Here is a 13769-nt window from a genome sequence, read left to right on the forward strand (position 1 = left end):
CGGCAAATCACCTTTATTCTTCTGTGTCAATTGTCGCTTTTTTCAAGATATAGTGGCGTGGCAAGCTTAAATTTGTGCATTAGCAAACTCTTGTGGAATGGGTGTCCTCACCCCTCCTCACTGGCGGGCAAGATGCCCGCCCTACAAGAAAATTTATTGCATCATTTTAGTCTTGTTAATCCACTACTGGCGTGTCAAGGCTAAAGTAGTGCAATAGAAAAATTCGATTATGTGTCTAAACTTCAATTTTTCAGAGATTTTTAATGCAACATTTTAGCCTTGCCATGCCACTACATTGACTGTAGGAACTAATCTAAAACTCGGCATTTTGTGGTGTACGCGGGAAGGGAATTACATCGCGGATATTTCCCATTCCGGTGATAAATTGCACAAGTCTTTCAAAACCCAAACCAAAGCCAGCGTGGGGAACAGTACCATAACGACGCAAATCTAAATACCACCACAACTCTTCTGGATTTAATCCTTGTGCTAACACACGACGTTCTAAAACTTCTAAACGTTCTTCTCTTTGGGAACCACCAATAATTTCGCCAATTTTAGGTGCAAGAATATCCATAGCGCGGACGGTTTTTTCATCCTCATTCAAGCGCATATAAAAGGCTTTGATTTGCGCTGGATAATCTGTGACGATTACTGGCTTTTGAAACAGTTGTTCTGCTAAGTAGCGTTCGTGTTCTGATTGTAAATCTAAGCCCCAGCTTACAGGATATTCAAACTTTACATCAGCTTTTTCTAAAAGTTTAATGGCATCTGTATAAGTTAAGCGTTCAAACTCATTATTAATAATATTGTCGGCTGTTGCCAAGACGGTATTATCAATGCGCTGATTAAAAAATTCCATGTCTTCTGGGCAATTTTCCAACACGTATTTAAATATATGTTTGAGAAATGCCTCAGCTAAATCCATGTCCCCTTCTAAGTCACAAAAAGCCATTTCTGGCTCAACCATCCAAAATTCTGCGAGGTGGCGCGAGGTGTTGGAGTTTTCTGCACGGAAGGTAGGGCCAAAGGTGTAGACGTTAGAAAACGCCATTGCCATAACTTCCGCTTCCAATTGACCGCTAACTGTTAGATATGTGGGTTTACCAAAAAAGTCTTGCGTGTAATCTACAGCTTGGTTATCTGTGCGGGGAATTTTCTTGAGATCCAAACTGGTAACGCTAAATAGTTCACCTGCACCTTCGCAATCACTAGCTGTAATGATGGGTGTGTGTACCCACAAAAAGCCTCTTTCTTGGAAGAATTGATGAATAGCTGTAGAACAGGCATTTCTGACGCGGAAAACTGCACCAAAGGAGTTAGTACGCGATCGCAGATGTCCAATGGTTCGCAGAAACTCAAAGGAATGGCGTTTCTTTTGCAGGGGATACGTATCGGGATCGGCTTCTCCGTATACTTTCACCGCTTCTGCTTTTAACTCAATGCGCTGTCCTTTACCCAGAGATGCCACCAGCACCCCTGTCACCTCGACTGCTACACCTGTATTCAATTTTTTTAAAATAGCTTCGTAGTCTGGCAAATCCTGATTGATGACGACTTGCAAATTAGCTAGTGATGAGCCGTCATTGACTTCAATAAAAGCAAATCCTTTTGACTCGCGTTTCGTCCTTACCCAGCCTTGAACCAGTAGAGACTCATCAGGTTGACCACTTCGCAATGTTTCTGCAATCCGTCGATTTACCATATTTACCCAGCACAGGACTTTAATATCCAGCCTATAATAACGCCCATTCCACCAAAGCGGATGACTTGCCAGAAAGGTTTCTTGAGACTCGTCCAAGAGAATAACTGGCTTTCTAAGTTTATTTCTAACACTTCTAAATGCTGTTGAATTTGCCGCAACTCCGCTTTGATTTCTGGTGTCTGGTGTTTATTTTGTTTCAATTCGTGGCGGCGTTGTTGCCATTGTGCCTTTTGTTGGCGATCGCGTTGTACTTGAGTGTAGCGTTCTTTTAAGGATAGGAGCGATCGCTCTACTTCCTCTAGTTCTTTTTCAAAATCTGGTTCTTGATTTTCCTCTAGGGAATGCTGAGAAGATTGTTTAGGCGGCTTCATTTACAAGTAGTACAGTAGAGGTAAATGCAATTGTGCCAATAGTTATGTCTCAATTTACCCAGCTGCCTAAATCCAGTCAACTGAATGAATTTACCACTCTGGAACTAGCCCAAGCCCTCATGGAAAGGCTGAGTATTTCCCCTAACGATTGGCATCGCCTCAAGTCTAACCGCAATTCCCGCGCTAGCGAACAAGCAACCGCAGCTCTTGTGTATCTCCTCAACAATCAGCCACAAGAAGCCCTCGCCAGATTAGAACAAGCCGCTGGTTGGTTAGATCGCTCTATTTCCGCGCCTCCCTGTCCGACTCACGGCGAGAAGAGATGAGGAGACGCAGGGACACGGTGACGCGGGGGCGCGGGGAATATAAATGAAAAACTCTCCGCGTCTCCCTGTCTCCTCCTCTCCACGTCCTCTTCTCACCGTCGCAGAGATAAACGGGGACGGGTTTCCATTTGTTTACAAAGCCTAAGTTCTGTGCCTTTGCGGTTCCACTCTACCTGGTCGAAAATTTGGTGGAGAAGACATAGACCACGACCGCTTTCTGCTTCATCGGGTGGTAGATAGTCTGTTGGCTCATCATCATCATTAGCCGATGAGGGAGTAAAGCCTTGACCTTGGTCTGATATTACCCACCAATATTGATTATCTATAAGGGAAAAACGAACTACAACCGTTTTACTAGGATCGAGATTATTACCGTGTTTGGCTGCATTTACTAGAGCTTCTTGAAGCCCTAGCCGCAGCTCTGCTTGCAACTTTGCTGGTATCTCCGCCAGCAGTAAATCTAAAATAGGACAAAGATAGAGAGTTGAGGCGAAACTAATTGTGCCCCAATAACGTCCAACCGGACGGAGGGAAATGGTAATCACAAGAGAAACCCCGTAGCTTTCAGTTAGCTAGACATCAGTTTGCTTTTACAGGCACCCTGATAAAATTTGAGGTGGTCATGCTGCCTTCAAACTTGCGTCTTTAATACTAAAATTTTGAAAATGCTAGGGAGCATGGACTCTATTCATGACTTTAGATTGCTGATAGATAAAACGGCTGTGGGAAATCTGCTAGCGCAGTTAGCAACTTGAAAGATGCTGGAGATGCAAAAGAGTATTGGAATGCTCTTTGTATTGCCGATTCGTACTTTAGACAAGCCTAATTCACGCTTTTTAGAGCTAATGCAACTCTAATTTTTTTAACAAAATCATTTCTATTTCTAGGTTAATTCGATTTTAGCATTTTTATGATGCACTAGACTACAAATTTGAAATTTGAGTTTTTTAGAAAAACTCAGAACCCTTGCTTAAATGTGATAACACAAGAAAAGCGGCTGCTTCCACATGAGCTGTTTGGGGAAAAAAGTCAGCAGGTTGTACCCTTGCGATCGTGTACAGCCCATCTTGGCACAGCAGTTTCAGGTCGCGAGCAAGAGTGGCTACTTTACAGCTGACGTAAACGATGCGCGGAGGTTTCGATTTCATTAAAGATTCGATAACAGCGCGATCGCATCCTTTACGGGGCGGATCGAGTAAGACCACATCTGGTATTATGCCCATCTGCGGCAGCAATTTCTCTACTGCTCCGACTTGAAATGTCACATTCTTAATTTCATTACATTGGGCATTCAAAATGGCCTGCTGAACAGCTTCTGGTTGTAATTCCAATCCTGTCGCTTGTCGTACTTGTTTGGCTAGAGGCAACGTTAAAGTTCCAATACCACAGTATGCATCAATTAGAACTTCATGCCCTTGAAAATTTAGTTCTGATTGAATTACCTGTAATAGTAATTCTGCTGTTTCTGTATAAACTTGGAAAAATGTATCTGGGCGGACTTGAAATTCTAATTCAGCAAACTTTTCTCGCAGATAAGGAACTCCAACAATACAACGGGTTTCGGTTCCAAATATAGTATTGGTGCGATCGCTATTACGATTTAAGGACACTCCCACGAGTTGAGGATAGCGCTGTAACCATTCCTGCGCTTGATTTTCAATTTCTGGTAAATTCCAGTCCTTGACTACCAAAGTCAACAACATCTTCCCAGTGCGCCGCCCAATACGTAAACTGAGGTGGCGAACTTGTCCTTGATGACGCTGTTCGTCGTAAATTTGCCAACCGTGCTTTTGAATATCTTGCTTAACTTCAGCCAGTAGAGGATTTAATCGTGGGTCTTGTACTGGGCATTGATTCAAGTTAACTAATTGATGGCTACCTTTTTGGTAGTAACCAGCTTGTACTTGACCTGTAGCGGAAATACCCAGAGGATAGGTAGCTTTATTGCGATAGCCTAAAGGCGAGGTAGCAGTCAGCACCGGATCTACTGGTGGATCGACGAAACCGCCAATACGCTGCAAAGCTTGGATAACTTGATTTTGCTTGGCTGCTAATTGATATTCATAATTAATATGCTGCCACTGGCAACCACCACACTTATCAGCCACAATGCAACTTGGTCGAATCCGGTGAGGAGATGCTTGCAATAGCTGCTCGAGTTTGCCGTGAGCATATTTAGGTTTGACATGTACTAAGCGAACTATAACGCGATCGCCTGGGACAGTATCTGGGACAAATACCACACGTTCGTCAAAACGTCCTACCCCATCGCCAGTATCACTCAAGTCAGCGATCGTCACTTCAATTAATTCACCTTGTCGCCAAGTTGTTTTAGTCATTAGTCAGTGGTCAGTAGTCAGTAGTTAGTGGTTAGTAGTTATTCTCCTTATCTCCCCCTGCTCCCTCTGCTCCCCCTGCTCTCTTGTCCCCTGCCCTCTTCACTTGTGTACCTCAGACTCGTTAAACTAGCAAATAATATTTCGTGTGATTGCAATAATCATGACTGTAATTAGCCAAGTTATTCTCAAAGCCGACGACGAACTGCGCTACCCCAGCAGTGGCGAACTCAACAATATCAAAGACTTTTTGCAAACCGGCGAACAACGGACGCGGATTGCTGCTACCCTAGCTGAAAACGAAAAGAAGATTGTTCAACAAGCAACTAAACAGCTTTGGCAGAAACGTCCCGACTTTATCGCACCCGGTGGCAACGCTTATGGAGAACGTCAGCGTTCTCTCTGTGTACGTGACTTTGGTTGGTACTTACGCCTAATTACTTATGGTGTACTTGCTGGCGATAAAGAGCCAATTGAAAAAATTGGTTTAATAGGTGTACGGGAAATGTACAATTCTTTGGGCGTTCCTGTGCCTGGAATGGTGGAAGCCATTAATTCTCTAAAAAAAGCCTCCCTTGACTTACTAAGTGCAGATGATGCCTTAGAAGCAGCACCCTACTTTGATTACATCATTCAAGCGATGTCTTAATGCAAAGTGTGTGCTGATTCTAGGAATCTACTTCCGCTCTCATAGAGTGAGTGCAAGGTATTAGCACTCAATATCCATAAGATTTCTAATTTGATCATAACTTCCCCACGTTTGGTAGTGGCTCTGGCAAATTTGTCAAGTTATCAACCAAAGGTGGGGATATTTTATGCAATAGTCAATATTCAGTAGCTATTCAGTAAAGGACAACTGACCCTACCCTGCGGGTTCTGCTTTAGCAGTACGGGTGACGCTCCTGCGTCGCTAGCGCTTCGCTAACGTCAGTTGTTCATGGGGGAAACCACGCCACTTGCTACCCTGCGGGAAGCCGCGCAGAGCGCGTCTACAAGTCGGCAGAGCCGCCCAACGCAGTGGCTCCCCAAGACCACACTGACTCACAACTGACCACTAACCAATTACAAAAAGCCGACAGTCCTTTAGGAAAGGCTGTCGGCAATTAGTGTGTTCCCTATTAATGACTCGGCTAGAGTTCAGTTAGGTATAATTATGGCAATTAACTAATTGAAAAGAGACGATCTTAATCATTGGGTCTATGTGATTTTCATCACTTGATTGTTAACAACAAGCTGTATTTGCTTAAGTGATTTATTTTTCTTAGAATATATATACATAACATTCGATTTTAAATGTATTTAAAAATACAAAATTAGTATTTTTACTGAAATATTAAATTTTTGAACGATCAGGTTATTTGAATCATATTAATAATTCTATTAGATTGCGATCGCTCTTCCGAGGTAAATTGATTAGTTCTAAGCTAGAGTTAGCGGCAAAACGGATTCACAATGCTTTGCACGAACAATAGCTGGAGAATAACGATGGCAGCAGAACAAACGCATAGCCCCTACCTGTTAGAAGCAGAAACTCGTTTACATCAGCTTTCTGCTAAAAAATTACAATTAGCACTTGCTTTTCTGGCTTATTTGCAATAAACAGGAGAAAACGAAGTAAAAGAAAAACTATTGAGCATTCCTGGTTTAGCAGCGTCTTTGAGTGAAACCAACAACAGCAAAGACAAAGTTGGGGATACTGCCTCTAATCTAATTGCAGAAGACGCAGAAGTATGGCAGGCTTATTTAGCTTCTAAACAGAAATGGCAGGAGGTCTACCGTCGCTTTGCAGACTCCTAAGTTCCTTTATATTTCTCAAGTCTTAGCCATACACCAGGATCAGATAATTAGCTTTGGTGGTACTTCTGGTATTAGAGACGAAGGTTTACTAGATTCAGCTTTAGCGCAACCTCAAGCGACCTTTGCGGGCAAACTTCTCCATTCCACAATTCACGAGCAAGCCGCAGCTTATCTGTACCATCCAGCAATGAACCATCCCTTTGTGGATTGTAACAAGCGCGCTGCTTTTGCTGTTATGAATACCTTCATCACCTTGAACGGGTACAGCTTGAACTTATTAGAGGAAGAAGCCTACAACTTAGTAATTAGAGTAGTTCAAAGGGAAATATCCAAAGATAGAGTCATCTGCATTTCTAGAACTGCACCTACAGGGCAAGTAAATCGATAGAATAATCCTCTGTCCCCTTGGTGCATTACTTCCATGACCGCCACCTCAAGAGATCCGTTTTCCCCCCAAGAAATCGCTGGCGAAGGTCTGAAGCCAGAAGAATACACAGAAATTGTTCGACGGTTAGGCCGTCATCCCAATAAAGCTGAACTGGGAATGTTTGGGGTGATGTGGTCGGAACATTGCTGTTATAAAAATTCACGACCTTTACTCAAACAATTTCCCACTACTGGGTCGCGCATTCTTGTGGGACCAGGTGAAAATGCGGGTGTCGTAGACTTAGGCAACGGACTGCAACTAGCGTTTAAAATTGAATCCCATAACCATCCCTCAGCTGTCGAACCCTTTCAAGGAGCTGCCACTGGAGTAGGAGGCATTCTCAGAGATATTTTTACAATGGGTGCGCGTCCCATTGCTATATTAAACTCGTTGCGCTTTGGTTCTCTAGAAGATGCCAAAACCCAACGGCTGTTTAATGGTGTTGTGGCTGGGATCAGTCATTATGGTAACTGTGTGGGTGTACCCACAGTTGGTGGCGAAGTTTACTTTGACTCTGCTTACTCTGGTAATCCCTTAGTGAACGTCATGGCGTTGGGATTGATGGAAACGCCAGAAATTGTCAAATCTGGGGCATCGGGTTTAGGTAATCCTGTTCTGTATGTCGGTTCCACCACTGGACGCGATGGCATGGGAGGAGCGAGTTTTGCCAGTGCAGAATTAAGTGATGAGTCAATAGATGACCGACCCGCAGTGCAAGTGGGCGACCCCTTTTTAGAAAAGTCGTTAATTGAAGCTTGTCTGGAGGCGTTTAAGACAGGTGCGGTTGTTGCTGCACAGGATATGGGTGCAGCTGGTATTACGTGTTCTACGTCAGAGATGGCAGCTAAAGGCGGTGTGGGCATTGAACTGGATTTAGATAAGATTCCCGTGCGGGAAACGGGTATGGTTCCCTATGAATACCTGCTTTCAGAATCTCAAGAACGCATGTTATTCGTTGCTCACAAGGGATGCGAACGAGAGCTAATTGACATTTTTCACCGTTGGGGACTTCATGCCGTTGTCGCGGGTACAGTAATTGCTGAACCCATCGTGCGGATTCTCTTTCAAGGTGAAGTCGCAGCCGAAATTCCCGCTGAAGCATTGGCGGAAAATACTCCACTTTATCATCGGGAGTTATTGGCAGAACCACCAGAATATGCTGTGAAAGCTTGGCAATGGACACCCGAATCTTTGCCTGCTTGCACAACTGCTGGTATTGAAATCCAAGGACGTTTGCAAAGTTGGAATGATATTTTGTTAACTTTACTCGATACACCGACGATCGCTTCTAAAAACTGGGTCTATCGTCAGTACGACCATCAAGTGCAGAATAATACTGTCATCCTCCCAGGTGGTGCAGATGCAGCTGTTATCCGTTTGCGTCCGCTTGAAGAAATTCCCAATCTCAAATCTCAAATCCCAAATCTCAAATCAGGAGTAGCGGCTACAGTCGATTGCAATTCTCGTTATGTTTACCTCGATCCCTATGAGGGAGCTAAGGCAGTGGTGGCAGAAGCAGCACGCAATCTCAGCTGTGTGGGTGCAGAACCTCTGGCGGTGACAGATAACCTGAATTTTGGCAGTCCAGAAAAACCGATTGGATATTGGCAGTTGGCAGAAGCTTGTCGAGGTTTGGCAGAAGGTTGTCAAGAATTAGCAACACCAGTGACTGGTGGAAATGTTTCTTTATACAATGAAACCTTCGATTCCCAAGGAAACCCACAACCAATTTATCCCACCCCTGTTGTCGGTATGGTGGGATTGATCCCCGATTTAAGCAAGATTTGTGGTCAAGGTTGGCAAACAGCAGGCGATGTAATTTATTTATTAGGATTACCCATACAATCCAAAATTGAATTGGGAGCATCCGAGTATTTAGCCACTATCCACGACACTGTAGCCGGAAAACCCCCAAGAGTAGATTTTGACTTGGAACGCCGCGTACAGCAAGTTTGCCGCGAGGGAATTCATGCTGGTTGGGTACGTTCGGCCCATGATTGTGCGGAAGGAGGAGTGAGTATTGCTATTGCGGAATCTTGCATTGCTGGCAACCTCGGTGCTGAAATTAATCTAGAAACAACAAATCAGTTACAACGCTTAGATGAAGTTTTGTTTGGCGAAGGTGGTGCCAGAATTTTAGTTTCTGTAGTCCCAGAGCAACAAGAAAGTTGGGAATCTTACTTACAGGAACATTTGGGTCAAGAATGGCAAAAATTGGGTAAAGTTGGAAATTCCGATACAGGTTTGGCGGTTTTGACCACTGACAACCACATCTTAATAAAAGTTAGTATTGAAGATATGAAAGCTCGCTATGCCGATGCGATCGCCAGACGTTTAGCCATGCACACTACCTAAGTAAGGATCGAGTCTCAAGTTTAAAGAATGAATTGTTTTTACTTCACACTTTATACTTCATGCTAGCCTTCGGCAAGCCGCTATGCGTCTACATCCTTCTTAAGGTACTGTTTTAATAGATGGTTAAAGATTTGTTAAGAAATCACCAACTATCCAGCGACATATCCCTGTGACTTGACACCAACACCAGGAGCAAAGCCCGCATGATTCCCATCCATCCAATTACTTCGGATGAATACCCCCGACAGACCAACGACCCAATGAATAGTCTTGAAAATCATTCTGACAAGCCAGAAGAAGCTTGCGGTGTTTTTGGCATCTATGCACCCGGAGAAGATGTTGCTAAACTAACCTACTTTGGATTGTATGCCCTGCAACACCGGGGTCAAGAATCAGCTGGGATTGCTACCTTTGAGGGTACGCATGTACACCTACATAAAGACATGGGTCTGGTGTCTCAAGTCTTCAATGAATCTGTCTTAGAGCATCTGCCTGGAAGCTTAGCTGTTGGTCACACCCGTTATTCCACTACTGGTTCCAGCCGCAAAGTTAATGCTCAGCCCGCTGTGCTAGAAACTCGTCTGGGTTCAATAGCTTTAGCACATAATGGCAATTTAGTCAATACAGTGCAATTGCGCGAAGAGTTACTCCAGAGCAAATGTAACTTAGTCACGACTACAGACTCAGAAGCGATCGCTTTTGCGATCGCTCAGGCGCTCGACGCTGGTGCAGATTGGCTAGAAGGCTGCATTCAGGCATTTAACCGCTGCCAAGGAGCCTTTAGTTTAGTCATTGGTACTCCTATTGGTGTGATGGGCGTTCGCGATCCTAATGGCATTCGCCCTCTAGTAGTCGGTACTTTGCCTGGTAATCCCATCCGTTACGTTTTGGCTTCTGAAACTTGTGGTTTAGATATTATCGGAGCGGAATACCTTCGAGACGTGGAACCAGGCGAATTGGTTTGGATTACTGAAGAAGGTTTGGCCTCATACCACTGGAGTAAACAGCCCCAGCGCAAACTGTGCATCTTTGAGATGATTTACTTTGCCCGCCCTGATAGCGTCATGCACAACGAGAGTTTGTATAGCTATCGGATGCGGCTAGGGCGACAATTAGCGGCAGAATCTCCTGTGGATGCCGATATTGTCTTTGGTGTTCCTGATTCTGGTATACCGGCTGCCATTGGATTTTCTCAAGCTTCAGGTGTAGCTTACGCTGAAGGATTGATTAAAAATCGCTATGTTGGCCGAACCTTCATTCAGCCAACACAAACCATGCGCGAGTCGGGTATTCGCATGAAACTTAACCCTCTCAAAGATGTGCTGGTGGGTAAAAGGGTGATTATTGTCGATGACTCGATTGTGCGAGGTACTACCAGTCGTAAACTAGTCAAAACTTTGCGCGAGGCTGGTGCAGTGGAAGTACATATGCGAATTTCTTCTCCACCAGTAACTCACCCCTGCTTCTACGGTATCGATACCGATAGCCAGGATCAGCTAATTGCTGCTACTAAGTCAGTAGCAGAAATTGCTCAGCAACTGGAAGTAGATACTTTAGCCTATCTCAGTTGGGAAGGAATGCTAACAGCAACAGGAGAAGACCCCAATAGTTTTTGTTCAGCTTGCTTCACTGGAGATTATCCTGTGGCGATTCCTGAACAGGTGAAGCGCTCGAAGTTGATATTAGAAAAGGCAGGGGTTTAGGAACTGGGGATGGAGGGACAAGGGCGACAAGCAGGACAAGAAAGAATTATTAAAGAAGTTTCTCCCTTGTCTCCCTCCTCTACCTTGTCTCCTAGTAACCATTATGTTCATTTTTAGTTAGTTTAATTAACTAAATCATTGACGCAGTAGAATGTGATTAATGCTGCGATCTATCGTCTGTCTTCAAAGAATCAACGGACTAGACGATCCCCAGGCATTACTAAGGACAGAGGAACAGGCAACGAGGGACTTTGCGCGATCGCACCACAATCGCTATCGAGTTATGACCCAATTTCAACTCAATCTCCAAGATCCAGAAGCAGTACCACTGATTCAAGAAGTTTTCAGCTTCCTCAAACGCGTGCTGCAATCCTAAAATCTTAGGGAAACTAAATTAATTGACGCGATGCAAATGGTTAATGCAGCGATTGCTGGTTTGATCGCGAGCAAACAGGCTGGATTAATGACATTAGAACGTTTTACTGATGCTAGTTATGAGGTGATGATAGATAAGCTAGTAGTCGCAATCCAACATATTCAACAAGTTGACTCGTGATATCCAAATAGCTATCAACTAGAGAAATAGACTAAGGATTGCTTCTCAAGAAGTAACATATTAGTTTAACAGTAATAATCTGATACTGTTTACCACAGCAGAAAGTTTTTTGGAGACGCGAAGTTTCGCGCTCCGCAAACTTGTTGACAAATATTTACGTAAAGCTAAAGCAAAAAGACAAATCAAAAGGACTTGACTGCCGATTGAGTTTCAAAGATACTTTTCCACAGTATTAGCTAATGTAGATTTAGGTACGGCACCAACGACCATATCAACTTTTTGCCCACCTTTAAAAATCATTAATGTGGGAATGCTGCGGATACCGTACTGGCTGGCAACATTAGGATTCTCATCGGTGTTGACTTTCACAACCTTTAATTGACCTTCGTATTGACCGGCAATTTCATCTACAACAGGAGCTACCATCCGGCAGGGGCCACACCAAGGTGCCCAAAAGTCAACTAAAACTGGTACATCGCTGTCTAGTACTTCTTGCTTAAAAGTAGAATCCGTAACTTGTGTGGCTGTTGACATGCCTAAAAACCTTTGCCAATTATATTTCTGAGTTTCGTGAAAATTCTACCATAGCAAAAACAGCAGCTTGGAAGTGAAGGATGTACATTTGCAAAGAAGCTCTAGAATCTAGAATTTATTCACAAACATAAGGAACCGCCCGAACAGTAGTCCGGGCGGAGTGTGGTGTGAGGAGTGAACGGAAACATGCGTCTCCGCTATCTCTATTGTAGGCTACATATGGGATTTTTCCAGTGATTGTTTAAGAGTCTGGAAAAATTTCCTTAAGAATTTTAAGTTGATATTTGTTAGAGATTGGGAAAAGATAAGAGTTAGTGGTCAGTGGTCAGTGATCAATTGTCAGTTGTCAGGAGGCAAAAATAGTTATTATTTCTTCCTCATTTTCCCCTGCACCCTGCTCCCCTTGCTCCCCTGTCTCTTCATTTACCCATGCCTAATTGTTGGGCTTTTTGGTAGACTTTGCCTTCAGTTAACAGAGAAGGAGCGATCGCAACTTCAACTTGCTGCATTTCCTTGATATTTTTGGCTCCTAACGTTCCCATACTAGTTTTTAAGGCTCCTAAAAGATTATGAGTCCCATCATCTAATCCTGCCGGTCCGATGAGTATTTGCTCTAGGCTACCAGTACTTCCAACACGAATCCGGGTACCACGGGGCAATACTGGGCTGGGAGTTGCCATCCCCCAATGATAACCCCGTCCTGGGGCTTCGGCGGCTCTGGCGAAGGGAGAACCAATCATCACACCATCGGCACCGCAGGCGATGCACTTGCAAATGTCGCCGCCAGTGATTAAACCCCCATCAGCAATCACTGGGACATAGTTACCAGTTTCCTGGAAGTAATCATCTCTGGCAGCGGCACAATCCGCGATCGCTGTTGCTTGGGGTACGCCTACACCCAAAACACCACGGGAAGTACAAGCTGCGCCAGGGCCAATCCCTACCAATATCGCTGCGGCCCCAGCTTTTAACAAATTCAAAGTCACTTCATAAGTTACACAATTCCCCAAAACCACAGGGATAGGCATAGAACGGCAAAATTCTGCCAAATCTAATGGAATCACAGATTCCGGTGACAGGTGCGCTGTAGAAACAACTGTAGCTTGCACAAAAAATAAATCTGCCCCTGCTTTGGCTACTACCTCACCATATTTGCTTGCACCTGCTGGGGTGGAACTCACCGCCGCAATGCCACCTTGTTGTTTAATTTCCTGAATACGTTTTTCAATTAATTCTGGCTTTATCGGTTCGGCATAGAGTTCTTGCATTAGAGAAACAAATTCATCTTTACCCACAGAGACAATCCGATCTAATATCGGCTCTGGGTCAGCATAACGAGTTTGGATACCTTCTAAGTTAAGTACGCCTAATGCTCCCAACTCTGACAAACGTACAGCCATGCGAACATCTACTACGCCATCCATCGCACTAGCAATTATCGGGATTTCTCGCTCAATATTGCCAATACGCCACTTAGTTTCTGCCAAACTCGGATCGAGTGTTCTGTTACCGGGGACTAGAGCAATTTCATCAATTCCATATGCTCTACGAGCTGTTTTTCCCCGCCCAAGTTGAATTTCCACGCTTTAACTTTTCTCACATCTGTTTAAGCTAGGGTATCAAATTGTGGATGGATTTGGAGCGACCGTTCGAGAAGTT

At 44.1% G+C, this 13769-nt stretch carries 14 protein-coding genes and 1 pseudogene; 8 read left to right on the forward strand and 7 right to left on the reverse strand.

Going from position 1 to position 13769, the window contains the following annotated elements:
* Positions 1 to 313 precede the first annotated feature (313 nt).
* Both asnS and RMY31_RS04735 read right to left on the reverse strand, forming a co-directional pair.
* Entirely contained in the window at positions 314 to 1705 is a 1392-nt protein-coding gene (asnS, locus tag RMY31_RS04730) for an asparagine--tRNA ligase (protein ID WP_322659064.1), read from the reverse strand.
* A 2-nt stretch (positions 1706 to 1707) separates the two neighbouring features.
* Positions 1708 to 2076, reverse strand: a complete 369-nt coding sequence (locus RMY31_RS04735; protein ID WP_322659065.1) for a hypothetical protein — start codon at positions 2074 to 2076, stop codon at positions 1708 to 1710.
* A gap of 44 nt (positions 2077 to 2120) precedes the next feature.
* Between RMY31_RS04735 and RMY31_RS04740 the strand changes: the two genes are divergently transcribed.
* Positions 2121 to 2402, forward strand: a complete 282-nt coding sequence (locus RMY31_RS04740) for a DUF6439 family protein (protein ID WP_322659066.1) — start codon at positions 2121 to 2123, stop codon at positions 2400 to 2402.
* Between the two features lie 92 nt (positions 2403 to 2494).
* Here RMY31_RS04740 and RMY31_RS04745 read toward each other — a convergent pair whose 3' ends face one another.
* A complete protein-coding gene (locus RMY31_RS04745; RefSeq protein WP_322659067.1) occupies positions 2495 to 2947 on the reverse strand; it encodes an anti-sigma regulatory factor in 453 nt (150 codons plus the stop codon).
* A 402-nt stretch (positions 2948 to 3349) separates the two neighbouring features.
* The gene (gene rlmD / locus RMY31_RS04750) at positions 3350 to 4741 is read right to left on the reverse strand and encodes a 23S rRNA (uracil(1939)-C(5))-methyltransferase RlmD (protein WP_322659068.1); all 1392 of its coding nucleotides are present in this window, start codon (positions 4739 to 4741) and stop codon (positions 3350 to 3352) included.
* Between the two features lie 160 nt (positions 4742 to 4901).
* Here rlmD and RMY31_RS04755 point away from each other — a divergent pair, with 160 nt between their 5' ends.
* Positions 4902 to 5387, forward strand: a complete 486-nt coding sequence (locus RMY31_RS04755; RefSeq protein WP_322659069.1) for an allophycocyanin subunit alpha-B — start codon at positions 4902 to 4904, stop codon at positions 5385 to 5387.
* Between the two features lie 261 nt (positions 5388 to 5648).
* Here RMY31_RS04755 and RMY31_RS04760 read toward each other — a convergent pair whose 3' ends face one another.
* Positions 5649 to 5783: a hypothetical protein gene (locus RMY31_RS04760; protein ID WP_409877341.1), complete on the reverse strand. Its 135-nt coding sequence runs from the start codon at positions 5781 to 5783 to the stop codon at positions 5649 to 5651.
* Positions 5784 to 6367: 584 nt separating this feature from the next.
* Here RMY31_RS04760 and RMY31_RS04765 point away from each other — a divergent pair.
* The 6 genes from RMY31_RS04765 to RMY31_RS04790 all read left to right on the forward strand — a co-directional run bounded on the left by RMY31_RS04765 (position 6368) and on the right by RMY31_RS04790 (position 11576).
* Positions 6368 to 6535 (forward strand): hypothetical protein, encoded by a 168-nt coding sequence (locus RMY31_RS04765; RefSeq protein WP_322659070.1) that lies wholly within the window; start codon positions 6368 to 6370, stop codon positions 6533 to 6535.
* Entirely contained in the window at positions 6522 to 6923 is a 402-nt protein-coding gene (locus RMY31_RS04770; protein WP_322659071.1) for a type II toxin-antitoxin system death-on-curing family toxin, read from the forward strand. The genes RMY31_RS04765 and RMY31_RS04770 overlap by 14 nt, the downstream gene beginning before the upstream one ends.
* Positions 6924 to 6956: 33 nt before the next feature.
* Positions 6957 to 9317 carry a phosphoribosylformylglycinamidine synthase subunit PurL gene (gene purL / locus RMY31_RS04775; RefSeq protein ID WP_322659072.1) on the forward strand — a complete coding sequence of 787 codons (2361 nt, stop codon included), beginning with the start codon at positions 6957 to 6959 and terminating at the stop codon, positions 9315 to 9317.
* 203 nt (positions 9318 to 9520) lie between these two features.
* Positions 9521 to 11020: an amidophosphoribosyltransferase gene (purF, locus tag RMY31_RS04780; protein WP_322659073.1), complete on the forward strand. Its 1500-nt coding sequence runs from the start codon at positions 9521 to 9523 to the stop codon at positions 11018 to 11020.
* 160 nt (positions 11021 to 11180) lie between these two features.
* On the forward strand, positions 11181 to 11396 hold the full coding sequence (locus RMY31_RS04785) for a TetR-like C-terminal domain-containing protein (protein ID WP_322659074.1): 216 nt from the start codon (positions 11181 to 11183) through the stop codon (positions 11394 to 11396).
* A 30-nt stretch (positions 11397 to 11426) separates the two neighbouring features.
* Positions 11427 to 11576 carry a hypothetical protein gene (locus tag RMY31_RS04790; RefSeq protein ID WP_322659075.1) on the forward strand — a complete coding sequence of 50 codons (150 nt, stop codon included), beginning with the start codon at positions 11427 to 11429 and terminating at the stop codon, positions 11574 to 11576.
* Positions 11577 to 11786: 210 nt separating this feature from the next.
* On the opposite strand, the pseudogene trxA reads toward RMY31_RS04790, so the two are convergent.
* Both trxA and RMY31_RS04800 read right to left on the reverse strand, forming a co-directional pair.
* Positions 11787 to 12134: pseudogene (trxA, locus tag RMY31_RS04795) on the reverse strand (thioredoxin); the annotation flags it as partial.
* A gap of 395 nt (positions 12135 to 12529) precedes the next feature.
* Positions 12530 to 13693 carry a GuaB3 family IMP dehydrogenase-related protein gene (locus RMY31_RS04800; RefSeq protein ID WP_322659076.1) on the reverse strand — a complete coding sequence of 388 codons (1164 nt, stop codon included), beginning with the start codon at positions 13691 to 13693 and terminating at the stop codon, positions 12530 to 12532.
* Positions 13694 to 13769 lie beyond the last annotated feature (76 nt).

Origin of the sequence: Dendronalium sp. ChiSLP03b, from assembly GCF_034531165.2 — a bacterium.
Lineage (GTDB): Bacteria > Cyanobacteriota > Cyanobacteriia > Cyanobacteriales > Nostocaceae > Dendronalium > Dendronalium minutum.

Bases quoted from the DNA above. Each gene is read 5' to 3' on its own strand.
- RMY31_RS04755 (WP_322659069.1), top strand. From the start codon at position 4,902: ATGACTGTAATTAGCCAAGTTATTCTCAAAGCCGACGACGAACTGCGC.
- RMY31_RS04740 (WP_322659066.1), top strand. From the start codon at position 2,121: ATGTCTCAATTTACCCAGCTGCCTAAATCCAGTCAACTGAATGAATTT.
- RMY31_RS04735 (WP_322659065.1), bottom strand. From the start codon at position 2,076: ATGAAGCCGCCTAAACAATCTTCTCAGCATTCCCTAGAGGAAAATCAA.
- rlmD (WP_322659068.1), bottom strand. From the start codon at position 4,741: ATGACTAAAACAACTTGGCGACAAGGTGAATTAATTGAAGTGACGATC.
- purL (WP_322659072.1), top strand. From the start codon at position 6,957: ATGACCGCCACCTCAAGAGATCCGTTTTCCCCCCAAGAAATCGCTGGC.
- asnS (WP_322659064.1), bottom strand. From the start codon at position 1,705: ATGGTAAATCGACGGATTGCAGAAACATTGCGAAGTGGTCAACCTGAT.
- RMY31_RS04785 (WP_322659074.1), top strand. From the start codon at position 11,181: ATGCTGCGATCTATCGTCTGTCTTCAAAGAATCAACGGACTAGACGAT.
- RMY31_RS04790 (WP_322659075.1), top strand. From the start codon at position 11,427: ATGCAAATGGTTAATGCAGCGATTGCTGGTTTGATCGCGAGCAAACAG.
- purF (WP_322659073.1), top strand. From the start codon at position 9,521: ATGATTCCCATCCATCCAATTACTTCGGATGAATACCCCCGACAGACC.